Origin of the sequence: Bradyrhizobium sp. URHA0013 (assembly GCF_000518345.1) — a bacterium.
Classification (GTDB): domain Bacteria; phylum Pseudomonadota; class Alphaproteobacteria; order Rhizobiales; family Xanthobacteraceae; genus Bradyrhizobium.
Genome location: NZ_KI912427.1, coordinates 312,364 through 338,106, shown reverse-complemented (window position 1 = coordinate 338,106; position 25,743 = coordinate 312,364). Strand labels below are relative to the sequence as shown.

Here is a 25,743-nt window from a genome sequence, read left to right as displayed (position 1 = left end):
CGCCCCACACCCTCAACGTCGTCCTGGCTTTCGCCAGGACGACGTTGAGGGCTACTCCTTCGCCACTACCGGCACTTGGCGGAATCTTGCGCGCACCGAATCCGGCAACGGGGAGAAATTCATCGCGACACCGCGGCGGTCGTTCGCATTGCGGCTGGCGACCACCAGACCGTCGGCGCCCGCGACGATGTCGCCCTTGCGCAACGTGGGATCGTCGTCGACCTTGACCTGAGCGAGCCCGACCGGATCTTTGCCGTTGCAGGTGCAGCCTGCGACAATCTCATTGCGATAGCGGAACGCGTTGGGCAGGTCGGAATAGGATTTCCCCTTGTCCGTCGTCGCGTCCTCGATGTTGCCGCCATAGACCAGCGAGGTCTCCGAGGCCGGACAGAAGCTCTTGCAGGATTGCGCCTTGCTCTCGGAATCATTTCCCTGCGCCGGGAAATAACGTCCGTCGCAGCCGCGCACGCAATAGGCGGTGCCGCCGCCATAGGAGGCCCGCTGACGCGGCGCGTCGTAGCGTGGCGTGTCATCGGTCTGGAACGGCATGCGAATATCAGGCGCCGCCCGCCCGCGGAAGCCGCCGAACAGGGCCGAGAAAAAGTCCTCCGCATGGGCCGATGGGGTCAGCGCGAGGCCGAAGGAGGCAACGGCGACGAATGCCGCCGCGCCACCGGCGAGTTTGCCGATCGAACGTCTCTTCATGTGACCTCACGCGCCCCTTAGTTTACGGCCGAATTCGAAATGTTCAGCGCCTGACGGCCCGAGGGCAGCGCCGTCACGGCCGGACGCTTGCGCACGGAATCCCCGCCTTTGGCCATCAGCGGCGCGTTCTTGGGCAGAACAACGACCTTGGCACCGACATTGACGCGGCCGAACAGGTCGGTGACGTCCTCATTGGTCATGCGGATGCAGCCGGACGAGACGAACTTGCCGATCGTGGTAGGATCGTTGGTGCCATGGATGCGGTATTCGCTCGACCCGAGATACATCGCACGCGCGCCGAGCGGATTGCCGGGGCCGCCAGCGACGAAGCGGGGCAGATAGGGTTGGCGCGCGATCATCTCGGCCGGCGGATGCCAATCAGGCCACTCCGCCTTGCGGCTGACGCTCTGCACGCCCGACCAGGTAAAACCCTCGCGCCCGACACCGACGCCATAACGGATGGCGCGGCCCTGGCCGAGCACATAGTAAAGATAAGTATTGTTGGTATCGATGACGATGGTACCGGCCGGCTCGCTGCGGTCGAAGCTGACAATCTGCTTGCGCAGGCGATCGGGCAGCGCGGCATCCTCGTCGGAGGCCTGCGCGTTCGGGCTTGCATAGCCTTGGTTCGCATAGCCTTGGTTTGCATAACCCTGCGAATAGCCCTGGTCCTGCGGGTAGACCTGATCCTGCGGATAGGTGTAGCCCAGTGTCTGTGCGCTTGCGGCGCCGAACGGCACTGCCAGCAAAGCGGTTGCGAACGCGAAAGCGGTGATGCGGCGCGGCGATAAGCGGCGTCGGACTGCAGAGAACTTCGTCATGTGCTGCCCCGTTGGATACCTGCATCAGGGTGATGCTCTGGTCCGACCAACGCGGTCGAGCCGATACAAGTTCCCCTGCCCGATGCAGCAGCGACGTCACAGTCAAGCGAGCATTTCTTCACGAAGCCGCGATGGAACTCCCAGGGCGCTTGGACGTTCTCTCCTGGTCGTTGGGCGCGCGGACCGAACAGACTCCGTGCCGGAGAGGTATTGTGCGCGTCCTTCCCAGTGAACGTATGACTTCCGGCAACGGCGAAGGCACCCCGCTTCCCGAGAGCCACGGCGAGCTCCCCCCGGTGATCCGCCGCACCGAGCTCGTCGCCTTCTCGCTCGCCGGACTGCTCCTCATTGCAATCGTCGCGGTGCTCTATGTCGGAAAGGCGTTCTTTCTGCCTGTCGTGATGGCGTTCGTCACCGGCACGATGCTCTCACCGGCAGCGACCTTCCTGGAGAAACGGAAAGTGCCGCGGAGCCTCGCCGCCGCGCTGATCGTGTTCGCGGTGACCGCCGTGGTCGGCTTCATCGTTGCGCTGATCGCCTCGCCAGCGATGGAATGGAGCTCGCGCCTGCCCGAACTCGGCGCGCAGTTGAAAGACAAGGTCCACGTGTTCGACCGGCCACTGGCGCTGTGGCGGGAGCTGCAGATGATGCTCGGCGGCTCGGAGGGATTGCCAAGTTTCCAGATGCCGAAATTCGACTGGGTGCAGCCGACGATCGAATTCCTGTCACCGACCTTTACCGAATTCCTGCTGTTCTTCGTCACCCTGATCCTGTTCATCGCCAGCTGGCGGGACCTGCGACGGGCGATGATCATGACCTTCAGCGATCATGAGGCACGGCTGCGCACGCTTCGCATCCTCAACGAGATCGAGGTCCATCTCGGCAACTACCTCTTGACCGTGACCCTCATCAATGTCGGCGTCGGCGTCGCCGCCGGCATTGTCTGCGCGCTCACCGGAATGCCCAATCCGGCTGGCCTCGGCGCGCTCGCGGCCACCCTCAATTTCATTCCGATCATCGGACCGGTGGCCATGTTCGCCATTCTGGTCGTGGTGGGACTGGTCACTTTCCCGACCGTCAGCGGCGGCCTGATGGCGGCGCTCGCCTTTGGCGGCATCACCTTCCTGGAGGGACATTTCGTCACGCCGACCATCATCGGCCGGCGGCTGGCGCTCAATGCGCTCGCGGTGCTGCTGGCGCTGGCGTTCTGGACCTGGCTGTGGGGCCCGATGGGCGCGTTCCTGTCGTCGCCGCTGCTGATCGTCGCCCTGATCCTGAAGGAGCATCTGTTGCCGCAGGATTCGCCGCAGCTCCCGCAGGACTGACCGGTTTCCGTGGACGGAACTTACGCGACGACGAAACGTTTCCCGGCTGTCTCAACCGTCAACAGCTCGGAGCCCCCGATGTCCGCCACCAATGCCGAAGCCGGGATGAGAGACTGGACCGACAAAGCCACCCGAGAACGCCTCGAGAAGGATGTAGCAGCCGTGAAAAGCGATATCGCCGCCCTCACCGATCAGATCACCGACGCGCTCAATACTTTTGCCAACTCCTCCAGCAAGCAAGCCCGCCGCGGCTATAGCCAGGCGCGCGAAAACGTGGATTCCGCGATCGACGATATGTCGGAACGCGGCAGCGCGATGATGGGCGCGGCACAGGAGGCCTATGGCTCGATCGAGGAGACGCTGGAGGACGCGATCACGCAGCGGCCGCTCGCGACCGTTGGGCTCGCGCTCGGCATCGGCTTCCTGATCGGCGCAGTCTGGCGTCGCTGAGATCGCGAACGGGTATTAAGACGGTGGCGCAGCGGCGCCGCCGGTGCCGGCTTGTGGGGATCTGAGGAGCAAGGCCATGTTTCAGCGCATCATCGACGGGATCAGCGCATCCACCGGTACTACTGTGCGGCTGACGTCGCTGGCAGCAGGCGCGGCGCTCGCACTCTTCATCACCACGTGTTTCCTGTGCGCGGCAGCGTTCATTTCTGTGCTCAACAAATATGGTCCGGTGCAGGCCTGCCTCGCCGGTGCAGGCATTTTCTTTCTGCTGACCCTGACCGCGGCGGTGAGCTATTGGGTCTACAAGCGGCAGCTGCGCAAGCAAGCTCATATCGCAGCCGAGCGCGCCACGAGGTCGGCGGCCTCGAGCATGCTCGCGGACCCCATGCTGCTCGCCACCGGACTCCAGATCGTTCGCGCCATCGGGATCAAGCGGCTGTTGCCGATCCTGGCGATCGGCGGCGTCGCGCTCGGAATCATGGCGAGCCGCGCCGGCGTACCCGACGATGCTTCGGCCGAACCTGCCGAGTAGCGGCTAGCGCGCGTTAGAAAATTTCGTCATAGGTCCCGCAAGCGCATCTTTCGGAATTCGACACCCGCGGGCGCCCCGCCAAATTTGCGTCGCCCGACGCGAATGTCCCTACTCACGCAAACGCTACTCGGATAGGCAGGCGGTTGCCGCTAAAAGCAGCGCCCCTGATTCCAAAAGTCATTTTTCGATGAAACCGTCTGTCCAGGCGAACCTCGCCGCATTCCATCACGACCCCCGGCTCTATTTGACGCTCGGCATCGCCAACTGGTCGGTTTTCGTCGACCACATCCCGAACAACGTGGTCAATTTGCTGACGCTGCGCAACTTCGGCTTCAGCGGCGCCGCAGACTTGTTCGTGTTCGTGGTGGGCTATGGCGTCGCGATCATTCACGGCAGGATAGCGCTTGAGCGCGGCTACGTTGTCGCGGCGACGCGCATCTTTCGCCGCGTCTGGCGGCTGTATGCCGCCTATGTCGTGCTGTTCGTGATCTATATCGACACCATCGCCTATGTCGCCTCTCAATCGATGGCGCCCGAAATCATCCACGAATACAACATATCGGGAATTCTCGAACACCCGCTGCGCATCCTGGTGCGTGGCCTCGTGCTCCAGGAGGAGCCGCTGAATCTCGATCTGTTACAGCTGATGATCCCGCTGATGGCCTTCTTTCCGTTCGCGCTGTGGGGGCTGTTGCGGCGGCCGAACCTGACGCTTGTGGCATCGGTCGCGCTGTACGTTGCGGCGCGCTGGTTCGACTGGAATTTCCGGGTCTATCCGGACCAGGAGTGGACCTTCAACCCGTTCTGCTGGCAGATGCTGATGGTGCTGGGCGGCTGGTTCGCCGTGACCGGTGCGTCGGGCCGCGCGCTACACGGCCTGTCCTGGCTGCGCGTGCTTGCAGGCGCCTATCTCGTATTCGCAATGGCGATCACGCTGATGCGCCACTCGCCGGCGCTTGCCGCCTACCTGCCGGACATCGTGCTCGACAACATCACGCCGACCGACAAGGAAAACCTCGCACCCTATCGCGTAGTCCACTTCCTCGCACTCGCTTTCATCGCGACACATCTCGTGCCGCCCGATCATCCCGGCCTGCAATGGAGATCGCTGCGGGCAGTCATCCGATGCGGCGAGGAATGGCTCGCGGTGTTCTGCGTCGGCGTATTCCTGTCCTTAGCCGGCCATCTCATCCTGATCACCGGTGCCAATCTGATGGTGATGCAGATCGCCGTGAGTCTGGCCGGCTTCGCGGCGATGGCCGCGGTCGCATATTACATCGCCTGGTCGAAGCGGCAGGACCTGCCGGCGGCCTTGCGGCAGCAGGCCTAGCCCGGCACCTTCCGATTCCGCTAGGCCGGCCATCGCGGCTAGGCTAAGCGGAGCGGCAGCGGATTGCGCGAGGAGGCGGGGCGTGGCGATGGCGAATGGCGGGGGTGAGGGAGCCGACAGCGCGCCCCGGCGCGGCCGGCCGAGGTCGATCGAGACCACCAACGCCATTCTCCAAAGCGCCTATGCGCTGATGGCCACCACCGGCCTTGCCGCCACCACCATCGACGCGATCGCGCGCCACTCCAGCGTCTCCAAGATGACGATCTACAAATGGTGGCCGTCCCGCGAAGCCTTGCTGATCGATGCCTTCCTTCATCAAGCCGCGCAGATGCTGCCGCTGCCGCCTGCAAGCTCGGGCAGCCCCGCCGCGCGCGCACGCCGCCATGCCGCCGCCTATGCCGAAGCGCTCCAGGGCGAGTTCGGCAAGGTCCAGCTCGCCGTCATCTCCGAATGCATCTCCAAGACCGGCTCGGCGGAGCTGTTCTACGCCCGCTACCTGCAATTCCGCCGCGACGCGCTGGTCGAGATGATCGCCGCCGGCCAAAACGACGGCAGCATTCTGGCGGAAGCACCGCCGGAGGATCTCTACGACGCGATCTATGGCAGCCTGTTCTACCGCTACGTCTTCGGCATCGCGCCGATCACACCGGCCTACGCGCGCAATCTGGTTGACCTCGTGCTGCGGCCGAAGAGCTAACCTGGAATCACCGCGCGGGCCGGATCGGTGCCGACAGCTTGTCGGTGCGGTCGCGCTCGGTCATGTCCTCGACCGTCTCCATCGGCGCGGTCAGCTCGTAGACATAGGAGACGTCGGTGAAATAGCGCTTGGCGGTGCCGCCGAGCGCCTCCGGCGCGACGCGGTCGAGCAGGATCAGGCCGAAATCGGAATCGGGGCGGCGCGTCGCTTCGCTGGTGTTGAACTCCTCCCAGCGGAAATAGAAGACCTCGCCGGCCCCCTCGTTCGTCACCGTCCAATTGGCAGTGATGTGCGGATGCTTGCCGACCAGCGACAGGCCCTCGTCGGAGTGCGAGGCGAGCTCGAAGAACAGCAGCGACAGGCTCTGCGCCGCGCGCGCGCTGACTGCGATATCAGGGCCGGTGACGGCGATGCGATCGGCATGCGGAATCGCGCGCGCCTCGAACAGGCCCTTCAGCTTGACACCCTGCCACTGGCTCTCGCTGAGCAGCGAGACGACGTTGGACATGGCGTGGATGCGGCCGATCAGGAGCTCGCGCGCGACATCGATGTCGGAGCCATGGCGCAGCGTGCGGGTCACGATCGACTGGATCACCGCCAGGATGTTTTTGACCCGGTGGTTGAGCTCGTCGATGACAGCGGTCAGCCGGCGTTCGAAGCCGATTCTGACCTGGATTTCCCGGCTGAGCCGCAAATTGTTGTAGGCGACGTAGCCGAACAGGCCGCACACCATCGCGGTGATCGCAAAGCCGATCGCCGCCACGATGATCGCAGTCTGTTCGGCGCGGCGCGCCGAATTGGTCTTGGCGTAATAGCCGAGCTGCCAGTCGCGGCCACCGAAGCTCACCGTGCGCGTCGCCGACGGCGCGGGCCCATCGGCCGCCGTCGTTCGGCCAGAGACGACGCCTTGATCGTTGGCGACCAGCTCGCCACCCTCCAGGCGCGGATCCTTCAGCGCGACCGCGAACAACGACATGTCGTCGTTGGTCAGCATCAGGGAAGAGAGCTCGTAGGAAAATGTGATGAAGCCCGCCGGCTCCGTTGCGCCCTCGGGGATGACGGGAGCGGCCACAATGATGCCGATGGGCCCGTCGCCGCGCAGGAGGGCAACCGGTTCTGAGGCAACCGATCTCTTCTCCACTCTGGCGCGCGTCAGCATGGCGCTGCGCACCTGGTCCTGGTCGTAACTGCGGCCAGGCAGCCCCTTGGTCTCGTTGCTGCGCGGCTCGAGATCCAGCAGCACGTCGATCGGCTGGGTGACACCTGCCGGATCGATCGGCTTGTCGTCATAGGTGCGGATTCGCGGATTGGGGAAGCCGGCGCTCGCGATGGCGGCCTGCGCTGCGGCAAGCTCGTTCGGCTTCAGGCGGGCCACCCAGCCCGCCACCACGAAATCGGTCTTGAAGGCGTAGATGGCCGAGCGCAGCGGCTCGAGCATGTTTGGCTTGAGCACCGACGGTGCCCGGAACAGGCCGGAGGCAACCCGCGCGAGCAGTTCACGCTCGGTGAGCCGGTCCTGGACCAGGCTCGCATGGACGTCGATCGCGCGCGCAAGCGCGATCCGGTCCAGCGCCAACTCCTGGTCGTGGACGCGATAAGCCGCAAGCCCAGAGAGCAGGGCTCCGAGAAGAGCAATGAAGCCGATGATGAAACCCAGCCTGACCACGCGACTACTCAGGCGAAAGCAGGAGGTCGGCAATAAACACGGAGCATATGGACGCCGCTCGAACGGGCACGTGCCGAAACAGGGTGAACCCCAATGGCCGAGATAATGGAGGAGGAGGCATCGATACGCAACTTGGGTCGCCTGAGAAGCTTAAAGCCGCCCGGCCGATGGTCGGGCCGGGATGGATTTGCTCCGGGCACCGGAGGTAATCAATTGCCGTGACCGAAATTTGTTCCGCGAACACGGCTCTGCCCACGCCGTTATCGGGGGAAAACGCCTGCGCCAGGTGGTCGCGCCGGTCAGCTGGCCCGTTTCAAGCCTCCTTTGGCCTCGATGAAGCCGATGATGCGGTCCAGCCCCTGGCTCTTCTTCAGGTTGGTCATGACGAACGGTCGCTCGCCGCGCATGCGCCTGGCGTCCGTCTCCATCTTTTCCAAGGAGGCGCCGACATAGGGCGCCAGGTCGATCTTGTTGATCACAAGGAGGTCGGACCGGGTGATGCCGGGGCCGCCCTTGGACGGGATCTTGTCGCCGGCCGCCACGTCGATGACGTAAATGGTGAGATCGGCGAGCTCAGGGGAAAAAGTGGCAGCGAGGTTATCACCGCCGGATTCGATCAGCACGAGATCGAGCCCGGGAAACTTGGCGCGCATATCCGCCACCGCGGCGAGATTCATCGAGGCGTCCTCGCGGATCGCGGTGTGCGGGCAGCCGCCGGTCTCGACCCCGGCAATGCGATCCGGCGTCAGCGAGCCCGAGCGCACGAGGAATTCCGCATCCCATTTGGTATAGATGTCGTTGGTGATCGCGGCGATGTCGTAGCGCTCGCGCATGGTCTTGCAGAGCAGGTCCATCAGCGCGGTCTTGCCCGATCCGACCGGACCGCCGATGCCGACACGCAAGGGACCGTGAGATGTAGCCATTGCTTCTTTCCTATCGTCGTCCTGGCGGCTGCGGAGTGTACTGGCCGCAATCAAGATCTGAACAGCCGCGTATATTGTGTCTCGTGCCGCAGGCTGGCGAGGTCGGCGCGAAACGTCGTGCCGCCGACATCGTCCAACGTCGCATTCAGCGCACGATTCGCAGTCGCGGCAACCGCGGCTTCCAGCTTCACCAGCACGCGCTGGCTGTCGGTCTGGCCGAGCGGAATGAGCCGACTGGCCGCGGAAACCCAGTTCGAGACCAGCGCATGCAGGAAGGCGTGCAGCGTCGGCGCCAGCGGCACGCCGTGCATCGCGGCGACCACGCCAACGGCAACGGGATAGACCAGTGGCGTCCGGCATGCCGCAACCATGCCATCCAGCCCGTCGGCATCCCACGCGGCGCGGGCGATATCGATGAAGGCACGGCCCTGCGATGTCGTTTCCAGCTGCCGCTCGCGCGAGGACACGAACGCCGCGGCGAGCTCGGCGATATCGCTCAAGGTGTCGCCCTCGCCCGCTTCAGTGGCGCGATAGGCGTGGACCAGAAACGTCGCATCGCAGAAGCCCGAGCCATCGCGAAGCATCGAATCGAGCCAGTCCGCCAGCGTCGCGGTGTCGGTGATGTCGCCGGCCTCGACCGCCCATTCGATGCCGCTGGAGTAGGAAAAGCCCCCCACTGGAAACGCGGGCGACAGCCAGGTCATCAACCGGTACAGCGCCGCCGCCTCGCGCTCCGCGAGGTCGCGGGCCGCGACCGGCTCATTTGTGGTCATGAGCATGCTTCTGGCCGTGGTGATGATCGGGGTGATCGCAATGCTCGTCGTGGTGATGGTGATCGTGACCGTCGCCATGTGCGGCATGATCATGGTGGTGGCCATGATGATCATCGTGGCCATGATCGTGATGCGCGTGGTCGTCATGTCCATGCGCATGACCGGCATCGGCATAGGCGCCGCCCTCGGGATCGAACGGCGCCTCGATCTCGATCACGCGGGCACCGAGGCCCTTCACCATGGCTTCGATGACGTGGTCGCGGCGGATGCGCAGGCCCTTGGCCATGATCTGCGTCGGCAGATGGCGATTGCCGAGATGCCAGCCGACGCGAATAAGGTGGTGCGGATCGTGGCCGCGGATCTCGAGCAGCGGCTCGGGCGCGGCGACCACCTCGACCAGCCGGCCGTCCTCCAACACCAGCGCATCGCCGCCGCGCAGCGCGACGGCATTCTCCAGGTCGAGCAGGAACTCGAGCCCCCGCGTCCCCGTCATCGCCATGCGGCGGCGGTGTCGATCGTCGAAATCGAGCACGACCGTATCCGCCGGCGCTTCCGCGAAGCGGTGTTGTCCCCTGACCTGCGTCGCCCGGATCATGCGCTTTTACCCCGTTACCGTGTCTCGACCTTCTCGGGCGTGATCACTTCGATCTTCGGCGGCGCCGTAAAACACTTCACCGCGACGCGGCCGAAGGTCTTCATGTGCTCCATGGCGCGATGCGGCACCAGCGCCTCGGCATTCTCCCACTGCTCGACGAACACCATCTTGGCGGGATCGGTGACGCTCTCATGCAGATCATAGGCGATATTGCCGGGCTCTTTCCGGGTCTCCTTGATGCAGGCGGTGGCGGCTGCAATGAATTCGGCGCGCGTTTCAGGCTTGATGGTCAAGGTGGCGACGACATAGATCACGAGAAATCCTCCCGGCTTTTCTTCTGGGCTTCAGATACCGGGCGGGACCTTAGACCAGGCGGGATCGAACGCAAAACCGGAAAAGCTGTCTCCGATACGACCAAGACATATTCTTGGGACATGCGTTGAGGCGCTATTTCAGTACATGAAATATCGCTGCGCCATCGGCAGCACCTCGGCGGGGGCGCAGGTCAAAAGCTCGCCGTCGGCACGGACCTCATAGGTCTCCGGATCGACCTCGATATTGGGCGTGGCGTCGTTGTGAATCATGCTCTTCTTCGAGATCCTGCCGCGGGTGTTCTGGACTGCATAGAGCTTCTTGTCGATGCCGAGCTTGCGCGCGAGGCCACCGGCGATCGCGGCCTTCGAGGTGAACACCACAGAAGACGCAGTGCGCGCCTTGCCGAAGGCGCCGAACATCGGCTGGTAATGCACCGGCTGCGGGGTCGGGATCGAGGCGTTGGGATCGCCCATGGGAGCCGCGACGATCATGCCGCCCTTGACGACGCAATCCGGCTTGACGCCGAAGAAGGCCGGCGACCACAGCACGAGATCGGCGAGCTTGCCCTTCTCCACCGAGCCGATCAGCTTCGAAACGCCGTGGGCGATCGCGGGATTGATCGTATATTTGGCGATGTAGCGCTTGACCCGGAAATTGTCGTTGTCCTTGCCCTTGTCCTGCGGCAGCGAGCCGCGCTGCTTCTTCATCTTGTCGGCGGTCTGCCAGGTCCGGATGATGACCTCGCCGAGGCGGCCCATGGCCTGGGAGTCCGAGGAGATCATGGAGAGCGCGCCGAGATCATGCAGGATGTCCTCGGCCGCGATGGTCTCCTTGCGGATGCGGCTTTCAGCAAACGCCAGATCTTCCGCGATCGAGGGGTCGAGGTGGTGGCACACCATCAGCATGTCGAGATGCTCGTCGATGGTGTTGCGCGTGAAGGGCCGCGTCGGGTTGGTCGAGGACGGTAGCACGTTCTTCAGCCCCGCGACCTTGATGATATCAGGGGCGTGACCGCCGCCGGCGCCCTCGGTGTGGAAGGCGTGGATGGTGCGGCCTTTGAACGCCTTGATGGTATCCTCGACGAAGCCGGATTCGTTCAACGTATCGGTGTGGATCATCACCTGGATGTCGTAGTCGTCGGCGACCGACAGGCAGGTGTCGATCGCGGCCGGCGTCGTGCCCCAGTCCTCGTGCAGCTTCAGCGCACAGGCGCCGGCCTTGATCATCTCGACCAGCGCCGCGGGCCGCGAGGCGTTGCCCTTGCCGGAGACGCCGAGATTGACCGGGAAGGCGTCGAACGACTGGATCATCCGGCCCATGTGCCACGGCCCCGGCGTGCAGGTGGTGGCGAACGTGCCGTGCGACGGACCGGTGCCGCCCCCTAGCATCGAGGTGACGCCCGACATCAGCGCGTGCTCGATCTGCTGCGGACAGATGAAATGGATGTGGCTGTCGAAGCCGCCGGCGGTGAGGATCTTGCCTTCACCTGCGATCACGTCGGTGCCGGGGCCGATGATGATGGTGACACCGGGCTGGATGTCGGGATTGCCGGCCTTGCCGATGCCAGCGATCATGCCGTCCTTGATCGCGACGTCGGCCTTCACGATGCCCCAGTGATCGACGATCAGCGCATTGGTGATGACGGTGTCCGCCGCGCCCTGCTTGTTGGTGACCTGCGACTGGCCCATGCCGTCGCGGATCACCTTGCCGCCGCCGAACTTCACTTCCTCGCCGTAGGTGGTGAAATCCTTCTCGACCTCGATGATGAGGTCGGTGTCGGCCAGCCGCACCTTGTCGCCGGTGGTCGGGCCGAACATGTCGGCATAGACGGAACGCTTTATTTTGACGGACATCACAAGCCCCGTTTGCGTTTGAATTTTGGATCGGTGCTCACAGCGAGGTCCTCGCTGTGAGCACCGTGTCGTCGAATGTCGTATCCAGCCAGGAGTTACCGCCGCGGCAACCGGCGACAACCTGCTCGGCCCAGTCGGTGTAATCGACGAGGTCGTCACGTTCCGCGGCCGTCGGATCCGAATGCACGCGCGCGCCGATATTGCTGATCTTGTCCGCGATCTTGATCAGCCTGGCGCCAGCCGATTTTTTCGGTGCGTCGAGCGCCTGACGCCGCCGCCGCTCCGGCTTCGGCAGGCTCATATCGTCGGTGCATTCCTCGACAAGCGACGCGACACGGTCGGAGAATTTTTGCGCGAGCTCCTCGCGCGTGGTGTCGGTGTCCTCGATCGCATCATGCAGCCAGCCGGCGGCAACGAGTTCGGCGTCGGTGCCGTCGGTCGCGGTCGCAAGCAGGTTCGCGACCTCGGCGAGGTGGTTGATGTAAGGCTCATGACCGCGGCCCTTGCGCGCCATGCCGTTGTGGCGGCGCGCGGCGAGTTCGGCGGCTTCGGAGATGAGGCGGACAGGTGACAGCATGGCAAAGTCCTCCGTTTTCGCCTCAACCGTGGCGCGCCACGCTCGTTCCTGTGGATTTCACAGCTTCCCCATCACGTCGCCGCGGAAGCCGTAGATGGTCTTCTTACCGGCCACCGCGACGAGCTGAACGTCGCGGGTCTGGCCCGGCTCGAAGCGAACGGCGGTGCCGGCGGCGATGTCGAGGCGCATGCCGCGGGCTTTCTTGCGATCGAACTTCAGCGCCGGGTTGGTCTCGAAGAAATGATAGTGCGAGCCGACCTGGATCGGGCGGTCGCCGGTGTTGGCGACCGTCAGCGTCACGGTCTTGCGGCCGGCATTGAGCTCGATCTCGCCGTCCTGGATGAAGAGTTCGCCGGGAATCATGCTTCTCTCCTACCTGATCGGTTCGTGCACGGTGACGAGCTTGGTGCCGTCCGGAAAGGTCGCCTCGACCTGGATGTCGTGGATCATCTCAGGGATTCCCGGCATCACCTGCTCGCGGGTGAGGACCTGCGCGCCCGCCTGCATCAGCTCGGCGACGGTGCGGCCATCGCGCGCGCCCTCGAGGATGAAATCGGAGATGAGCGCGATCGCCTCCGGATGGTTGAGCTTGACGCCGCGATCCAGCCGGCGGCGGGCCACGATCGCCGCCATCGAGATCAGAAGCTTGTCCTTTTCGCGGGGAGACAGGTTCATGCGAAATCTCTTCCGTTCAACACTTTCAGCCGATCAATTGAGCCAGAGCCGCGGCAACGCCGCACCGGTGCGCGCCAATACGGCCATCATGTCCGCGCGCAGCCGCGCCGCATCTTGGGCACAGAACCGTGCCATTGCAAAGCCATTCCAGGCGGATATCCCGACCTCGCCGGCGAAGGATTCCGAGGCCTCGCGGAGACGCTCGATCAGGGGCTCGTCGCCGGGCACGATCAGCGCCGTGCCGATCGCAGCGCCGCCCTTGGCCACCGCCGATCGCGCAAGCTTTGCGCCGATATTGCCGTCGAGCCTGACGGTCTCGGCAAACACTAGCTTGCCGCCGCGACGCAGCCGCCAGTGGTCGACGAACTCGCCTTGCTCCATTCGTTCGCCCATGGCGGTACGGCCGAACACCACGATCTCGCACAGCAGAAGCGAGGCAGTCGCATCGAGGTCAATGTCGAAGCGGCGCCGCACGCGCGCCCGGTCGAACAGGATCGTCTCCTGCGGCAGCCAGCCGAGATGGGCGCCCGCGGCAACCTTCAGCGCTATATTGAGCTCCGCCGCCCGCCCTGGCGCGCGGTAGACCTTTTCCGCGGCTGCCGTCGTCAGCGTCAGCTTCGAGCCATCTGCGGCCGCGATCTCGATGTCGAAGCGATCGCCGCCCGCAACGCCGCCGGCCGTGTTGACGAACACGCCGGAGAGACCCTCGTCCTCCGGCGAAGGGAAGCGCACGCGCAGCGAGCCGGACTCATGCAAGATCCCGCGACGTGTCACACCGTCGCGCACGTGGACGTCGAAGCGCACCGCGCCGCGGGCACGGTTGGCGTCGAACACCGAAGATGTCGCTAAAACGTCGCTGCGCATCCGCCTCCCCAGCCGGTCGCGGCAGAATGGCCTACAGCGCCATCTGGCGGCTGATTTCGCTCGCGTCGAGATTGGAGCGGTCGCAGGTGAACTTCACCGCGCCGCGATCCATCACCGCAAAACTGTCGCCGAGTTCGCAGGCAAAGTCGAGATATTGTTCGACCAGCACGATGGCGATGTTGCCGAGATTGCGCAGATACGAGATGGCTCGGCCGATGTCCTTGATGATCGAGGGCTGGATGCCCTCGGTCGGCTCGTCGAGCAGCAGCAGCTTTGGCCGCATCACCAGCGCGCGCCCGATCGCGAGCTGTTGCTGCTGGCCGCCGGAGAGATCGCCGCCGCGCCGGCCGAGCATGGATTGCAGCACCGGGAACAGCGAGTACACGTCGTCCGGAATGTGCTTGTCCTCGCGCCTGAGCGGGCCGAAGCCGGTCTTGAGATTTTCCTCGACCGTCAGAAGCGGAAATATCTCGCGCCCCTGCGGCACGAAGCCGATGCCCTTGCGCGCGCGCTCATAGGGCTTCAGGCCCGTGATATCGTTGCCGTCGAGCACGATCGCGCCCGAGGAAATCGGGTACTGCCCGACCATGGCGCGCAGGAGCGAGGTCTTGCCGACGCCGTTGCGCCCGAGCACGCAAGTGACCTTGCCGGGCTCGGCCGCGATCGAGACACCGCGCAGCGCCTGCGCCGCGCCGTAGAACAGGTTGATGTCCTTGACCTCAAGCATCGCTCACCGCCCCAGATAGACTTCGATGACCCGCTCGTTGGACGAGACCTGGTCGATGGTGCCTTCCGCGAGCACGGTCCCCTCGTGCAGGCAAGTGACCTTGACGCCCAGCTCGCGCACGAACGTCATGTCGTGCTCGACCACCATCACGGTGTGGGTCTTGTTGATTTCCTTGAGCAGCTCGGCGGTGAGATGCGTCTCGACGTCGGTCATGCCAGCGACGGGCTCGTCGACGAGAAGCAGTTTCGGATCCTGTGCGAGCAGCATGCCGATCTCGAGCCACTGCTTCTGGCCGTGGCTGAGGCTGCCGGCGAGACGGTTGCGGGCATCGGTGAGGCGGATCGTCTCCAGCACCTTGTCAATCTGCTCGGACTCCGCCCGGCTGCCGCGCCAGAACAGCGTACCCTTGACGCTGTGGTCGACATTGAGCGCGAGCAACAGATTGTCCTGCACGGTCTGGCTCTCGAACACGGTCGGCTTCTGGAATTTGCGGCCGATGCCGAGCTCGGCGATGCGGGTTTCGTCCAGCCGCGTCAGGTCGGTGACGCCGTCGAACAGCACGGTGCCTTCGTCAGGTTTGGTCTTGCCGGTGATGATGTCCATCATCGTGGTCTTGCCGGCGCCGTTCGGGCCGATGATGGCGCGCATCTCGCCGGGCTCGAGCGTCAGCGAGAGGTTGTTGATGGCGTGGAAGCCGTCGAACGAGACGTGCACGCCGTCGAGATAAAGCATTGCGGAGGTGGCGCGGGTGTCCATGACGTTCATTGAGCTTCCTCCGCCATTTTAGGTTCGGTGACGCCGTCTTCGGCCGCGGCGCTCGCAATGATCGCGGCGTCGCGCCTTTCCTTCGACGAGTCCCACCAGGCGTTGAAAGTGCCCACGATGCCCTTGGGCAGCAGCAGCGTCACCAGGATGAACATGGCGCCCAGCATGAACAGCCAGTAAGGCGCGAGCATGCCGGAGGTGAAGAACGTCTTTGCGTAGTTGACGACGACGGCGCCAAGCGCAGCGCCGACCAGCGTACCGCGGCCGCCGACGGCGACCCAGATCACTGCCTCGATCGAATTGCCCGGCGCGAATTCGCTTGGGTTGATGATGCCGACCTGCGGCACATAGAGCGCGCCGGCGACGCCGGCCATGCAGGCCGACACCGTGAACACGAACAGCTTGTAGGATTCGACGCGATAGCCGAGGAAGCGCGTGCGCGATTCCGCATCGCGCACGGCGATCAGTACTTTGCCGAGCTTGGACGAGACGATGGCGCGGCAGATCAGGAAGCCGGCGATCAGCGCCAGGCAGCTCAGCGCGAACAGCGCAGCACGCGTGCCCTCGGCCTGCACGTTGAAGCCCAAAATGTCCTTGAAGTCGGTCATGCCGTTGTTGCCGCCGAAGCCGAAATCGTTGCGGAAGAAGGCGAGCAGCAGTGCATAGGTCATCGCCTGCGTGATGATCGACAGATACACGCCCGTGACGCGGGAGCGGAAGGCGAGCCAGCCGAAGCAAAAGGCGAGCAGCCCCGGCACGATCAGCACCATCAGCGCGGCAAACCAGAACATGTCGAAGCCGTGCCAGTACCAGGGCAGCTTCGAATAGTTCAGGAACACCATGAAGTCCGGCAGGATAGGGTTGCCGTAGACGCCGCGGCTGCCGATCTGCCGCATCAGGTACATGCCCATCGCGTAGCCGCCGAGCGCGAAGAAGGCGCCGTGGCCGAGCGAGAGGATGCCGCAATAGCCCCAGATCAGGTCGATCGAGAGCGCCAGGATGGCGTAGCAGACATATTTGCCCCAGAGCGCGACCAGATAGGTCGGCACTTGCAGGAACGAGCCCGCGGGCAGCAGCAGGTTGGAGAGCGGGATGAGGATGCCGCAGGCCACGACGACGGCAAGGAAGATCGTCGCGCCGCGGTCCAGCGATCGCGTCAGCATGTGAGGGGTCATGCTTCCACCGCACGGCCCTTGAGCGCGAACAGGCCGCGCGGCCGCTTTTGAATGAATAGGATGATGAGAACGAGGATGGCGATCTTGCCGAGCACGGCGCCGGCGACCGGCTCCAGGAATTTATTGGCGATGCCGAGCGTGAAGGCGCCGACCAGCGTGCCCCAGAGATTGCCGACGCCGCCGAACACCACGACCATGAAGCTGTCGATGATGTAGCTCTGGCCGAGATTGGGGCTGACATTGTCGATCTGAGACAGCGCCACGCCGGCGATGCCGGCAATGCCCGAGCCGAGGCCGAAGGTCAGCGCATCGACACGCGAGGTCGCGATGCCCATCGAAGCCGCCATGCGGCGGTTCTGCGTGACCGCGCGCATCTCGAGCCCGAGTGCGGTGTAGCGCAGCATCGCGAGCAGAATGACGAACACCGCGAGCGTGAAGACAAGGATCCAGAGCCGGTTATAGGTAATCGTGATCTGGCCGAGCTCGAACGCGCCGCTCATCCAGGAGGGGTTGCCGACCTCGCGGTTGGTCGGGCCGAACATGGTGCGCACGGCCTGCTGCAGCACCAGCGACAGGCCCCACGTCGCCAGCAGCGTCTCCAGCGGACGGCCATAGAGAAAGCGGATGATGCTGCGCTCGATCACGACGCCGAGCGCGCCCGCCACCAGGAAGGCGAGCGGTACCGCGATCAGCAGCGAATAGTCGAACAGGCCGGGATAGCGGGTGCGGATCACCTCCTGCACCACGAAGGTGGTGTAGGCTCCGATCATCACCATCTCGCCATGGGCCATGTTGATGACGCCCATCACGCCGAACGTGATGGCAAGCCCGATCGCGGCAAGCAGCAGCACCGAACCGAGCGAGAGGCCGTACCAGGCATTCTGCACCATCGACCAGACCGCGAGCGAACTCTGGATCGAGCCGATTGCGCTCGCGGCAGCCTTGGTCACCGAGGCCGGCTGGTCGCCCATGCCGGTGAGCAGCGCCATCGCCTCCTGGTCGCCGCGCGCCTTGATGGTGGCAACGGCTTCGAGCTTCTCGACCTCGGTGGCATCAGGCTTGAACAACAGGATCGCCGCGCGGGCGTCGCCCAGCGCGGCCTTGACGGATCGGTTGGTTTCCTTGGCGAGCGCGCCGTCGACGGCTTCGAGCGACGTCTCCTCATGCGACTTGAAGACGGATTGCGCCGCCTGGAGCCGCGCTCCGATGTCGGGTGACTGCAGCGTCAGACTACCGATCGCGGCATCGACGCTGCGGCGCAGGCGGTTGTTGAGGCGGACCGCGCTTGCACTGTCGGGCACACTGGCCACGGCCTGACCGGTCGCAGCATCGATCGACTTGCCGTCGGCGCCGGTAACGTAAACTTTCTTGCTGTCCGGATCGGCCATCAGCCGGCCGTCCTGGAGCGCGCTGATGATCGGAAAGGCCAGCGTATTGCCGCTGCTCGCGACCACGCCGATCGCCTCTTCCGTGTCGGAATAATCGTCGTTGGCGAATTTGGCGACCGCATCTTCGAACGGACCAGCCAAGGCCGGCAGTGCGAACGCGATCAGGAACAACGAGAGCAGGAGCGAACAGAGGCGGGCGGACAAATTGGCTGGCACTGTGAAAGACCCCGGCAGAAAAGGGTGGAGAAGGCGGCCGGATCGCCGCCTTCTCCGATCATGCAATGAAGTGTCAGATTCGGATCAGGAACCCGAACCGAGGCACTTGTTGCTCTTGGTGTTGAAGTTGCCGCACTTCTTGCCGACCCAGTCGCCGACCAGGTCCTTGGAGCCGTCGAGCTCCTTCGACCAGGCGTCGCCCGCGACAAGACCCGGGGTCTTCCACACCACGTCGAACTGGCCGTTGGCTTTGATTTCGCCAATGAACACCGGCTTGGTGATGTGATGGTTCGGAAGCATCTTTGAGGTGCCGCCGGTCAGGTTCTTGGCTTCGATGCCCGGGAGCGCGTCGATCACCTTGTCCGGATCGGTCGACTTCACCTTCTCGACCGCCTTGACCCACATGTCGAAGCCGATCACGTGCGCTTCCATCGGATCGTTGGTCACGCGCTTCGGATTCTTGGTGTAGGTCTGCCACGCCTTGATGAACTTCTCGTTCTCCGGCGACTTGATCGACTGGAAGTAGTTCCAGGCCGCGAGATGGCCGAGCAGCGGCTTGGTGTCGATGCCGGCGAGTTCTTCCTCACCCACCGAGAACGCGACGACCGGGATGTCCTTCGCCTTGATGCCCTGGTTGCCGAGCTCCTTGTAGAAAGGAACGTTGGCGTCGCCGTTGATGGTCGAGACCACGGCGGTCTTCTTGCCGGCCGAGCCAAACTTCTTGATGTCGGCCACGATCGTCTGCCAGTCGGAATGACCGAACGGCGTGTAGTTGATCATGATGTCTTCCTGGGCGACACCCTTGGACTTCAGATAGGCTTCCAGGATCTTGTTGGTGGTGCGCGGATAGACGTAGTCGGTGCCCGCGAGCACCCAGCGCTTCACCTTCTCGTCCTTCATCAGATAGTCGACGGCGGGGATCGCCTGCTGGTTCGGCGCGGCACCGGTGTAGAACACGTTGCGCTCGCTCTCCTCGCCCTCGTACTGCACGGGGTAGAACAGGATGCTGTTCAGCTCCTTGAACACCGGGAGCACCGACTTGCGCGACACCGAGGTCCAGCAGCCGAACACGACCGAGACCTTGTCCTTGGTGATCAACTCGCGCGCCTTCTCGGCGAACAGCGGCCAGTTCGAAGCGGGATCGACGACGACGGCTTCGAGCTTCTTGCCGTTGACGCCGCCCTTCTTGTTCTGCTCGTCGATCAGGAAGAGGATGGTGTCCTTCAGCGTGGTCTCGCTGATGGCCATGGTGCCGGAGAGAGAATGAAGCACGCCGACCTTGATGGTGTCGTCCGCGGCTTTCGCACCGGAAATGGAAGCCAGACCAAGCATCAGTCCGGCGGTCGCGGCGAGAACGCCACGGCGGCTAAATGGCGCCGCTATATCGTGAGTGGATTTGCTATGCATGAGTGTCTCATCTCCCTGACGCAGACGTGAAAAACGCTGCGAAACGGCCCCAACGGCCGCCTGCGATTAACGGATTCGCAAGAACCGTGCCATGGATTAGACACATATTATGCCGTTGATTTTGCTGGCGAAATCGACAGAAAAGCAAGCATCGCCATAGCCGCGTCGCCTAAACATTGAGCAATTCAAATGTATGCGAATGCGGCAGGCAGGCTATTTTCTAAGCAAATTTCCCGCTCTGGCTAAATTTCCGGCATAACTATTTCTGCACCGCGATCGCCATTTGTGGTGCGCCTGCCTTGAAAGCGCCGCCTCAATGTTCCATATGGGGGGCGAGGTCTCTTGCGAATCAGAGACCGTTGCGAGCCGCGTGTTCTTAAGCCCTTACGGGCGTCTGGCTTGCCCCATCCCATCAAGCCATCCGACACCCCAAACACGCAGGTGTCCCTCTCGACACCCTTTTGCGCGCGCCGCGCCGAATGCGCCGGGCGCCCGCTTTTGACATGGAAAGAACCCACCTTTTGACTTCGTTTCAGGATTTCGGCCTCGCCGAACCCATCGCTCGTGCTCTCACCGAAGAGAACTACGTCACCCCCACCCCCATCCAGACCCAGACGATTCCGACCGCGCTGACCGGCCGCGACGTCGTCGGCATCGCCCAGACCGGAACCGGCAAGACCGCGTCCTTCGCGCTGCCGATCCTGCACCGCCTGCTCGAGAATCGCATCAAGCCGCAGCCGAAGACGACCCGCGTCCTGGTGCTGTCGCCGACCCGCGAACTGTCCGGCCAGATCCTCGACAGCTTCAACGCCTATGGCCGCCACATCCGCCTGTCCTCGACCCTCGCCATCGGCGGCGTGCCGATGGGCCGTCAGGTCCGCTCGCTGATGCAGGGCGTCGAGGTGCTGGTCGCCACCCCCGGCCGTTTGCTCGACCTCGTGCAGAGCAACGGACTGAAGCTTGGAAGCGTCGAATTCCTCGTGCTCGACGAAGCCGACCGCATGCTCGACATGGGCTTCATCAACGACATCCGCAAAATCGTCGCCAAGCTGCCGATCAAGCGGCAGACGCTGTTCTTCTCGGCCACCATGCCGAAGGACATCGCCGAGCTGGCCGACGCCATGCTGCGCGACCCTGCCCGCGTCGCGGTGACCCCGGTCTCCTCGACCGTGGAGCGCATCCAGCAGCGCATCATCCAGGTCGACTTCTCCGCCAAGCCGGCGTTCCTCGCCCAGCTGTTGAAGCAGGAGCAGGTCAACCGAGCCCTGGTCTTCACGCGCACCAAGCACGGCGCCGACAAGGTCGTTAAGACACTCGAGAAGGCGGGGATCCCCGCCAGCGCCATCCACGGTAACAAGTCGCAGAACCATCGCGAACGGACGCTTGCCCAGTTCCGCACCGGTGAAATCCGCACGCTGGTCGCCACCGATATCGCCGCCCGCGGCATCGATGTCGACGGCATCACCCACGTCATCAATTTCGACCTGCCCAACGTGCCGGAGACCTATGTGCATCGCATCGGTCGCACCGCGCGCGCGGGTGCCGAGGGTACCGCGATCTCACTGGTCGCAGGCGGCGAGGAGCTGAGCTATCTCCGCGATATCGAGCGGCTGATCAAAGTGGCGCTGCCGCGTGAGGATCGCCGCACCGACGCCGGCCGCCGGGATGCGGGCCCTCCCCCGCAGCAGCAACGACAGGGTCGGCCGGGCCGCCCGGGCCAGCGTCCGCAAGGCGCAAGGTCTGGTGAGGGACGCCACGGTGACGGTCGCCGTGCCGACGAAAGGCATGCGGACGGGCGCCACCACAGTGCCGCCAAGCAGGGCGACGGAAGACCCGGCGAGGGACGGCATGGCGACGCCAGGCGTGCTGACGCACGGCCCGGCAGTGGCCCGAAGGCTTCGAAGGCTCCTCGTCGCGACCACACCGGCGGCAAGGTGCATTCTTCGCCAAACGGCCGTCCGGAACAGCGTTCCGCGCATAGCGCCGGGGCGTCTGATGGGATACAAGGCGTTGCCTTTTTGCGCCGCGAGAGTCGGCCGAACGGCCAACCGAACCGCAAACCCCATTCGCACTAGCCGTCCACGACCTGGAGAAATTCATGGCTAAGGAAGAGCTGATCCAGTTCGAAGGACTGGTCACAGAAATCCTCCCCGACGCGCGCTACCGCGTGCAGCTCGACGCCGGACACGAGATCGTCGCCTACACTGCCGGCAAGATGAAGAAGAACCGCATCAAGACTCTGGCGGGCGACCGCGTGACGGTTGAGATGTCGCCCTATGACCTCGAAAAGGGCCGGCTGATTTTCCGCCACAAGGACGAACGTCCGAGCGGGATGGGCGGACCTCCGCGCCCCGGGCAGCGCGGCGGCCAGTTCCGCCGCCGCTAGTCGGGGTCTCAGCGCGCGAGCGCGGACCTGAAGTTCCGACCTGTATGCTGATCCGCCGTGAACATCACGGCGGATCAAAAAATCGTGCACGTCAGCATTGTTTTGAGGTTCTGTTTCCAATAAAATGAGTTAATCGATTTTCGGCCGGACGACATTAGCATCCACCGGTACAGCCGGTTCAGACACGCTGACGACCCTTCCAAAAATTCGATCTAACCTGTCCGCGCGAGCGGGCTCTGACATTGTGTTATCTGAGAAGGGACTACCCCCATGAGCATGGGAACCGTGAAGTGGTTTAACGCGACCAAAGGCTTCGGCTTCATCCAGCCCGACGATGGCGGCCAGGACGTGTTTGTCCACATCAGCGCTGTGGAGCGTGCAGGCTTGGGCACGCTGCGCGAAGGTCAGAAGATCTCCTACGAGATCGTGGCCGACCGCCGTTCCGGCAAGTCGGCAGCGGACAACCTCCGTTCCGCCGGTTGAGCCTACCGCTTACGGCCCCGATCGGCTCGAGCGAACAAGTTAAAAGAAAAGGCCGGGCACAATGCCCGGCCTTTTTTCTAGTTCAGGGGGCACGGCAGCGACGGTACGCCGTTGTAAGGAACGCAGGTGACCTGGCGCGGCCGCGTGTAGGAGACATCGCTCAGCGTGATGCCCGACTTCAGAACAAATTTGACAGAAGGCGTGTAGAGGTAACTCGCCTCGCTGTAAATGAGGTAGGTCTTCGGGATCAAGAGCGTCGACGGAATCATCGAGGTGACCGTGGTACCAGCAACCAGAGCCGAGGGCGGTGCCGTCAGCGTGGCCTGCGTCGCACCGTTGGCAATGGTGGCGGACTGACTCCATTTAATTTTGGCGACGCTGCTCGAGTCGATATAGATCTGAAGAACCGTGCCGTTCACGAGCGTAGCGTCGTAAGGCATGATCATCGAAATGCTTGCCGTGAACGTGTCCTGCAAGTCGCCAGGGTCGAGCGACGTTGACTGCGACGTCAAATCGGACAGTGTCCGTGCAATCATTGTGACTTTGCGATCAATCGCCACGGCCGATGAAAATTCGACGGTACCGAAGAACATCACCAGCATCAGCGGCACGATGACCGCGAATTCGGTCGCCGCGAGCGCGCGCTTGTCGGCGACGAAGTCACGCACGAATTGACCGGTATTCCTCCAGATATGCGCAATCGGCTGCATCGGCTTGCTCGAATCCATCTGTCTCAAAAAGGTTCGTTCTTGAAGGCCGCGGTCGCGACCAGCAGCCGTTTGTTGCTGCAGCCCATGTTGAAGCCAAGGCCGGTGACGATGAGCGGCCACTGATAGAACAGGCGCACCACGACGACCTGGCCGGCGGCCCCGGCATTGTACTGCACGCCGGCCGGGTTGAAGCTGCAGGAATTGCCGTAGCTGGTGAGGCTTAGTGCTCCGAACGAGTTCGTACTCACAACGTCGATGTAGAGCTTGGTGCAATCAAAGAGCGCTGGGATCTGGCTGCAGACGTAAGCCTTGAACGTCGTTTGCGAGCAGGGCGTGCTCACGCCGGACACCGCGCAGGCCGCCACCGAACCGGATTGCGCCTGCCCCGTCAGCAACACCCGCGCGGAATTCTGGCTGGCGCTCTCGAGCACCTGGGTCGCCAAGAACATCAGCGCCGTCTCGATGATGGCGAACAGCAGCGCGAAGAACATCGGTGCGACCAGCGCGAACTCGACGGCTGCGGAGCCGCGGCGACTGCCGCGAAACCGGCGCAGCATGGCGAGGAGCGTGAACCTCGTAGGTGCAGGCGAAGGCATCAAATTCCCCAGCAGCAGCAGCAATCATCTGCCATGTTCAATAGCGGAAACTGATTGTTTAAGTGTTTCAGGCGATCCGCACCCGGCGACCCGGGCCATTAGGGGCGCGTTAACCGTGAACGACCCAGGCCAAGGAGACGAGAGCATTGAGACGAGCATACGGAGAGAGAAACTCATGCGCCCGCATCGGCCCGGGGCGATCCTTGCCCCGGCAAACCCGCCAATCAAACTCGCTGGTTGGTCTTACTTAGTTGGTCTTACTCAGTTCGTCTTGGCGCCCGCACCAGCATTGCCGCTGGCCGTGCTGCTCAACGAACCGGCCTGACTCATCGTGTTGTTGAAATAGGTGTCGCTGTCGCCGAGCGTCACGCGACGCTGGCAAACCGGCATGCAGCTGTAGGACTCGCGCTCGATCCCGCGATAGACGGTGACGAGCCGATCGCTCGGACCTTCAACCTGGATCTGGCGATCGACCAGGATCTCGCCGCCTCGGTCGAGCGCGATGAAATTGGTGGCGCCATAGCCCTTGCCGGTCACGACGATCATGCCACCGGGCTGGAGCGTGACGTCGGCAATCATGGGATTGCCGACCACGATGGTCGCCACCTTGCCAGGCAACCGCACCAGCTTGGCCTGATCGACATTCACGGCTATGGCATCTGCGGTCGGCTCAGCAAGGCCAGCAGCCGGCGATGCCAGCACCGCGGCCGCAACCAGAAGACAGACGCGCGCATGACGGCGCAGCAGTTGTTTACGCATACTCTTACCCCCGGGACGTCACAAACCGGCAGAAGCAATCAGATAACAGCCGAGCCGGTGCCCGACCCGGCTAACCTGCCCTCAATTCGTGAACGTTCCGCAAATTCGCCGACTATTGTTTGAACGGACTGGCATTTCGCGGCCCCGAGAACCTAGCGGCGGAACGGATAGGCAAGCTGCCCTCCGATCTCCTTCGGCATGGTGGCTTCATCCTTGCCGTAATCCTGCGGCAATTGCCCCTCGGGCATCCGGAAAGTGCCGAACAGCACATCCCAGATCGGGAACGTGCCGGCAAAATTGGTGTCGCCGCCCTCTGCGAGCGAGGTGTGGTGCCAGCGATGGAACACCGGCGTCGCCAGCACATATTTGAACGGCCCGAAGGTCCAGTTGAGGTTGGCGTGCACGAAGGCCGAATGGAAGGTCGTGAACGGGGCGAGCCAGACCATGGCATTCGGCGAAATGCCGGCCATCAGCAGCACGACGTCGACCGCGATCGTACCGAGCACGAGATTGACGGGATGGAAGCGGGCCGCGGAAATCCAGCTGATCTCCTCCGAGGAGTGATGGATCGCGTGGTACTTCCAGAACCCGCCGCCGTGGAACAGCCGGTGCAGCCAGTACAGCATGAAATCGGACAGGACCAGGAACAGCACGGCCTGGACCCAGAGCGGCAATAGCGACAGCGGGCCGTGGCCATTGTCGTAGAAGGCGATGAGTTCGTCGGCATCATGGATGTTGAAGACGAAGCTCGCACCGACGATCAGAAGGCTGATCCGCATGACGCGTGCGAACACCGGAACGACAAACCAGTAGCAGATGTCCGTGACGATCTCCCGCTTGCGCCACCAGGGCACGCCGGGATTGCAGGCCCAGACGTGCTCGAGCACGGTGAAGACCACCGCGAGCGCGAAAGTCGTGGGGATCACCTTCGCGATGGTCTCGCCGAGCATCAGGGCGATTTCCATGGGCAGGCTCGACATTGTCGCCTCTCTTGCGAATTGCTGGTCCCGCCTACGCGTACTCCCTCAAA

Annotated in this window: 29 protein-coding genes; 8 read left to right on the top strand and 21 right to left on the bottom strand. The window is 63.6% G+C overall.

What is annotated here, in order from left to right; all coding sequences use genetic code 11:
* Positions 1 to 51: 51 nt before the first annotated feature.
* Complete coding sequence (locus N551_RS0130980) at positions 52 to 705, bottom strand: DUF2865 domain-containing protein (RefSeq protein WP_027570225.1); 654 nt, start codon at positions 703 to 705, stop codon at positions 52 to 54.
* Between the two features lie 17 nt (positions 706 to 722).
* Positions 723 to 1,526: a L,D-transpeptidase gene (locus N551_RS0130975; RefSeq protein ID WP_027570224.1), complete on the bottom strand. Its 804-nt coding sequence runs from the start codon at positions 1,524 to 1,526 to the stop codon at positions 723 to 725.
* Positions 1,527 to 1,738: 212 nt separating this feature from the next.
* Here N551_RS0130975 and N551_RS0130970 point away from each other — a divergent pair, with 212 nt between their 5' ends.
* The 5 genes from N551_RS0130970 (at position 1,739) to N551_RS0130950 (ending at position 5,860) form a co-directional block, all read left to right on the top strand.
* Positions 1,739 to 2,851, top strand: a complete 1,113-nt coding sequence (locus tag N551_RS0130970; protein ID WP_027570223.1) for an AI-2E family transporter — start codon at positions 1,739 to 1,741, stop codon at positions 2,849 to 2,851.
* Positions 2,852 to 2,929: 78 nt separating this feature from the next.
* Positions 2,930 to 3,301, top strand: coding sequence for a YqjD family protein (locus tag N551_RS0130965; RefSeq protein WP_027570222.1), 372 nt, complete (start codon positions 2,930 to 2,932; stop codon positions 3,299 to 3,301).
* 76 nt (positions 3,302 to 3,377) lie between these two features.
* Positions 3,378 to 3,833, top strand: coding sequence for a hypothetical protein (locus tag N551_RS0130960; protein WP_027570221.1), 456 nt, complete (start codon positions 3,378 to 3,380; stop codon positions 3,831 to 3,833).
* 187 nt (positions 3,834 to 4,020) lie between these two features.
* Positions 4,021 to 5,163: an OpgC domain-containing protein gene (locus tag N551_RS0130955; protein WP_027570220.1), complete on the top strand. Its 1,143-nt coding sequence runs from the start codon at positions 4,021 to 4,023 to the stop codon at positions 5,161 to 5,163.
* Positions 5,164 to 5,251: 88 nt separating this feature from the next.
* Positions 5,252 to 5,860, top strand: coding sequence for a TetR/AcrR family transcriptional regulator (locus tag N551_RS0130950; protein ID WP_027570219.1), 609 nt, complete (start codon positions 5,252 to 5,254; stop codon positions 5,858 to 5,860).
* Positions 5,861 to 5,867: 7 nt separating this feature from the next.
* On the opposite strand, the gene N551_RS0130945 is transcribed toward N551_RS0130950, so the two are convergent.
* The 15 genes from N551_RS0130945 to urtA all read right to left on the bottom strand — a co-directional run bounded on the left by N551_RS0130945 (position 5,868) and on the right by urtA (position 19,779).
* The gene (locus tag N551_RS0130945; RefSeq protein ID WP_027570218.1) at positions 5,868 to 7,526 is read right to left on the bottom strand and encodes an HWE histidine kinase domain-containing protein; all 1,659 of its coding nucleotides are present in this window, start codon (positions 7,524 to 7,526) and stop codon (positions 5,868 to 5,870) included.
* Positions 7,527 to 7,825: 299 nt separating this feature from the next.
* Positions 7,826 to 8,449, bottom strand: a complete 624-nt coding sequence (gene ureG, locus N551_RS0130940; protein ID WP_027570217.1) for an urease accessory protein UreG — start codon at positions 8,447 to 8,449, stop codon at positions 7,826 to 7,828.
* 50 nt (positions 8,450 to 8,499) lie between these two features.
* Entirely contained in the window at positions 8,500 to 9,228 is a 729-nt protein-coding gene (locus N551_RS0130935) for an urease accessory protein UreF (protein WP_081747970.1), read from the bottom strand.
* Complete coding sequence (locus tag N551_RS0130930; protein WP_027570215.1) at positions 9,209 to 9,817, bottom strand: urease accessory protein UreE; 609 nt, start codon at positions 9,815 to 9,817, stop codon at positions 9,209 to 9,211. The genes N551_RS0130935 and N551_RS0130930 overlap by 20 nt, the downstream gene beginning before the upstream one ends.
* A 14-nt stretch (positions 9,818 to 9,831) precedes the next feature.
* Complete coding sequence (locus N551_RS0130925; protein WP_007599815.1) at positions 9,832 to 10,131, bottom strand: putative quinol monooxygenase; 300 nt, start codon at positions 10,129 to 10,131, stop codon at positions 9,832 to 9,834.
* 138 nt (positions 10,132 to 10,269) lie between these two features.
* Complete coding sequence (ureC, locus tag N551_RS0130920) at positions 10,270 to 11,985, bottom strand: urease subunit alpha (protein WP_027570214.1); 1,716 nt, start codon at positions 11,983 to 11,985, stop codon at positions 10,270 to 10,272.
* Between the two features lie 37 nt (positions 11,986 to 12,022).
* Positions 12,023 to 12,562 (bottom strand): HD domain-containing protein, encoded by a 540-nt coding sequence (locus N551_RS0130915; RefSeq protein ID WP_027570213.1) that lies wholly within the window; start codon positions 12,560 to 12,562, stop codon positions 12,023 to 12,025.
* Between the two features lie 57 nt (positions 12,563 to 12,619).
* Positions 12,620 to 12,925 carry an urease subunit beta gene (locus tag N551_RS0130910; RefSeq protein WP_007599812.1) on the bottom strand — a complete coding sequence of 102 codons (306 nt, stop codon included), beginning with the start codon at positions 12,923 to 12,925 and terminating at the stop codon, positions 12,620 to 12,622.
* Between the two features lie 9 nt (positions 12,926 to 12,934).
* Positions 12,935 to 13,237, bottom strand: coding sequence for an urease subunit gamma (locus N551_RS0130905; RefSeq protein ID WP_027570212.1), 303 nt, complete (start codon positions 13,235 to 13,237; stop codon positions 12,935 to 12,937).
* A gap of 33 nt (positions 13,238 to 13,270) precedes the next feature.
* A complete protein-coding gene (locus N551_RS0130900) occupies positions 13,271 to 14,101 on the bottom strand; it encodes an urease accessory protein UreD (protein WP_027570211.1) in 831 nt (276 codons plus the stop codon).
* Positions 14,102 to 14,132: 31 nt separating this feature from the next.
* Entirely contained in the window at positions 14,133 to 14,828 is a 696-nt protein-coding gene (urtE, locus tag N551_RS0130895; RefSeq protein ID WP_007599806.1) for an urea ABC transporter ATP-binding subunit UrtE, read from the bottom strand.
* Between the two features lie 3 nt (positions 14,829 to 14,831).
* A complete protein-coding gene (urtD, locus tag N551_RS0130890) occupies positions 14,832 to 15,593 on the bottom strand; it encodes an urea ABC transporter ATP-binding protein UrtD (RefSeq protein ID WP_027515450.1) in 762 nt (253 codons plus the stop codon).
* Complete coding sequence (gene urtC / locus N551_RS0130885) at positions 15,590 to 16,768, bottom strand: urea ABC transporter permease subunit UrtC (RefSeq protein ID WP_027570210.1); 1,179 nt, start codon at positions 16,766 to 16,768, stop codon at positions 15,590 to 15,592. Before urtC ends, urtD begins: the two co-directional genes overlap by 4 nt.
* Complete coding sequence (gene urtB, locus N551_RS0130880; protein ID WP_027570209.1) at positions 16,765 to 18,372, bottom strand: urea ABC transporter permease subunit UrtB; 1,608 nt, start codon at positions 18,370 to 18,372, stop codon at positions 16,765 to 16,767. Before urtB ends, urtC begins: the two co-directional genes overlap by 4 nt.
* Before the next feature lie 84 nt (positions 18,373 to 18,456).
* Entirely contained in the window at positions 18,457 to 19,779 is a 1,323-nt protein-coding gene (gene urtA, locus N551_RS0130875; RefSeq protein ID WP_027570208.1) for an urea ABC transporter substrate-binding protein, read from the bottom strand.
* 479 nt (positions 19,780 to 20,258) lie between these two features.
* Between urtA and N551_RS0130870 the strand changes: the two genes are divergently transcribed.
* The 3 genes from N551_RS0130870 (at position 20,259) to N551_RS0130860 (ending at position 22,648) form a co-directional block, all read left to right on the top strand.
* Positions 20,259 to 21,854, top strand: coding sequence for a DEAD/DEAH box helicase (locus tag N551_RS0130870; protein WP_051462975.1), 1,596 nt, complete (start codon positions 20,259 to 20,261; stop codon positions 21,852 to 21,854).
* A gap of 23 nt (positions 21,855 to 21,877) precedes the next feature.
* Complete coding sequence (gene infA / locus N551_RS0130865) at positions 21,878 to 22,165, top strand: translation initiation factor IF-1 (RefSeq protein WP_007599789.1); 288 nt, start codon at positions 21,878 to 21,880, stop codon at positions 22,163 to 22,165.
* A gap of 270 nt (positions 22,166 to 22,435) precedes the next feature.
* Complete coding sequence (locus N551_RS0130860) at positions 22,436 to 22,648, top strand: cold-shock protein (RefSeq protein ID WP_007599788.1); 213 nt, start codon at positions 22,436 to 22,438, stop codon at positions 22,646 to 22,648.
* Between the two features lie 77 nt (positions 22,649 to 22,725).
* Here N551_RS0130860 and N551_RS0130855 read toward each other — a convergent pair whose 3' ends face one another.
* The 4 genes from N551_RS0130855 to N551_RS0130840 all read right to left on the bottom strand — a co-directional run bounded on the left by N551_RS0130855 (position 22,726) and on the right by N551_RS0130840 (position 25,693).
* Complete coding sequence (locus tag N551_RS0130855) at positions 22,726 to 23,376, bottom strand: TadE/TadG family type IV pilus assembly protein (protein WP_027570206.1); 651 nt, start codon at positions 23,374 to 23,376, stop codon at positions 22,726 to 22,728.
* Positions 23,377 to 23,381: 5 nt separating this feature from the next.
* Positions 23,382 to 23,954 (bottom strand): TadE/TadG family type IV pilus assembly protein, encoded by a 573-nt coding sequence (locus tag N551_RS0130850; protein WP_027570205.1) that lies wholly within the window; start codon positions 23,952 to 23,954, stop codon positions 23,382 to 23,384.
* A 261-nt stretch (positions 23,955 to 24,215) separates the two neighbouring features.
* On the bottom strand, positions 24,216 to 24,713 hold the full coding sequence (locus tag N551_RS0130845) for a pilus assembly protein N-terminal domain-containing protein (protein WP_027570204.1): 498 nt from the start codon (positions 24,711 to 24,713) through the stop codon (positions 24,216 to 24,218).
* A gap of 152 nt (positions 24,714 to 24,865) precedes the next feature.
* Positions 24,866 to 25,693, bottom strand: a complete 828-nt coding sequence (locus N551_RS0130840) for a sterol desaturase family protein (RefSeq protein ID WP_027570203.1) — start codon at positions 25,691 to 25,693, stop codon at positions 24,866 to 24,868.
* Positions 25,694 to 25,743: the final 50 nt, after the last annotated feature.

Coding starts and splice junctions, on each gene's coding strand:
- N551_RS0130980 (WP_027570225.1), bottom strand. CDS start 705: ATGAAGAGACGTTCGATCGGCAAACTCGCCGGTGGCGCGGCGGCATTC.
- N551_RS0130975 (WP_027570224.1), bottom strand. CDS start 1,526: ATGACGAAGTTCTCTGCAGTCCGACGCCGCTTATCGCCGCGCCGCATC.
- N551_RS0130965 (WP_027570222.1), top strand. CDS start 2,930: ATGTCCGCCACCAATGCCGAAGCCGGGATGAGAGACTGGACCGACAAA.
- N551_RS0130960 (WP_027570221.1), top strand. CDS start 3,378: ATGTTTCAGCGCATCATCGACGGGATCAGCGCATCCACCGGTACTACT.
- N551_RS0130955 (WP_027570220.1), top strand. CDS start 4,021: ATGAAACCGTCTGTCCAGGCGAACCTCGCCGCATTCCATCACGACCCC.
- N551_RS0130950 (WP_027570219.1), top strand. CDS start 5,252: ATGGCGAATGGCGGGGGTGAGGGAGCCGACAGCGCGCCCCGGCGCGGC.
- ureG (WP_027570217.1), bottom strand. CDS start 8,449: ATGGCTACATCTCACGGTCCCTTGCGTGTCGGCATCGGCGGTCCGGTC.
- N551_RS0130935 (WP_081747970.1), bottom strand. CDS start 9,228: ATGCTCATGACCACAAATGAGCCGGTCGCGGCCCGCGACCTCGCGGAG.
- N551_RS0130930 (WP_027570215.1), bottom strand. CDS start 9,817: ATGATCCGGGCGACGCAGGTCAGGGGACAACACCGCTTCGCGGAAGCG.
- ureC (WP_027570214.1), bottom strand. CDS start 11,985: ATGTCCGTCAAAATAAAGCGTTCCGTCTATGCCGACATGTTCGGCCCG.
- N551_RS0130915 (WP_027570213.1), bottom strand. CDS start 12,562: ATGCTGTCACCTGTCCGCCTCATCTCCGAAGCCGCCGAACTCGCCGCG.
- N551_RS0130910 (WP_007599812.1), bottom strand. CDS start 12,925: ATGATTCCCGGCGAACTCTTCATCCAGGACGGCGAGATCGAGCTCAAT.
- N551_RS0130905 (WP_027570212.1), bottom strand. CDS start 13,237: ATGAACCTGTCTCCCCGCGAAAAGGACAAGCTTCTGATCTCGATGGCG.
- N551_RS0130900 (WP_027570211.1), bottom strand. CDS start 14,101: ATGCGCAGCGACGTTTTAGCGACATCTTCGGTGTTCGACGCCAACCGT.
- urtE (WP_007599806.1), bottom strand. CDS start 14,828: ATGCTTGAGGTCAAGGACATCAACCTGTTCTACGGCGCGGCGCAGGCG.
- urtD (WP_027515450.1), bottom strand. CDS start 15,593: ATGAACGTCATGGACACCCGCGCCACCTCCGCAATGCTTTATCTCGAC.
- urtC (WP_027570210.1), bottom strand. CDS start 16,768: ATGACCCCTCACATGCTGACGCGATCGCTGGACCGCGGCGCGACGATC.
- urtA (WP_027570208.1), bottom strand. CDS start 19,779: ATGCATAGCAAATCCACTCACGATATAGCGGCGCCATTTAGCCGCCGT.
- N551_RS0130870 (WP_051462975.1), top strand. CDS start 20,259: ATGCGCCGGGCGCCCGCTTTTGACATGGAAAGAACCCACCTTTTGACT.
- infA (WP_007599789.1), top strand. CDS start 21,878: ATGGCTAAGGAAGAGCTGATCCAGTTCGAAGGACTGGTCACAGAAATC.
- N551_RS0130860 (WP_007599788.1), top strand. CDS start 22,436: ATGAGCATGGGAACCGTGAAGTGGTTTAACGCGACCAAAGGCTTCGGC.
- N551_RS0130855 (WP_027570206.1), bottom strand. CDS start 23,376: ATGGATTCGAGCAAGCCGATGCAGCCGATTGCGCATATCTGGAGGAAT.
- N551_RS0130850 (WP_027570205.1), bottom strand. CDS start 23,954: ATGCCTTCGCCTGCACCTACGAGGTTCACGCTCCTCGCCATGCTGCGC.
- N551_RS0130845 (WP_027570204.1), bottom strand. CDS start 24,713: ATGCGTAAACAACTGCTGCGCCGTCATGCGCGCGTCTGTCTTCTGGTT.
- N551_RS0130840 (WP_027570203.1), bottom strand. CDS start 25,693: ATGTCGAGCCTGCCCATGGAAATCGCCCTGATGCTCGGCGAGACCATC.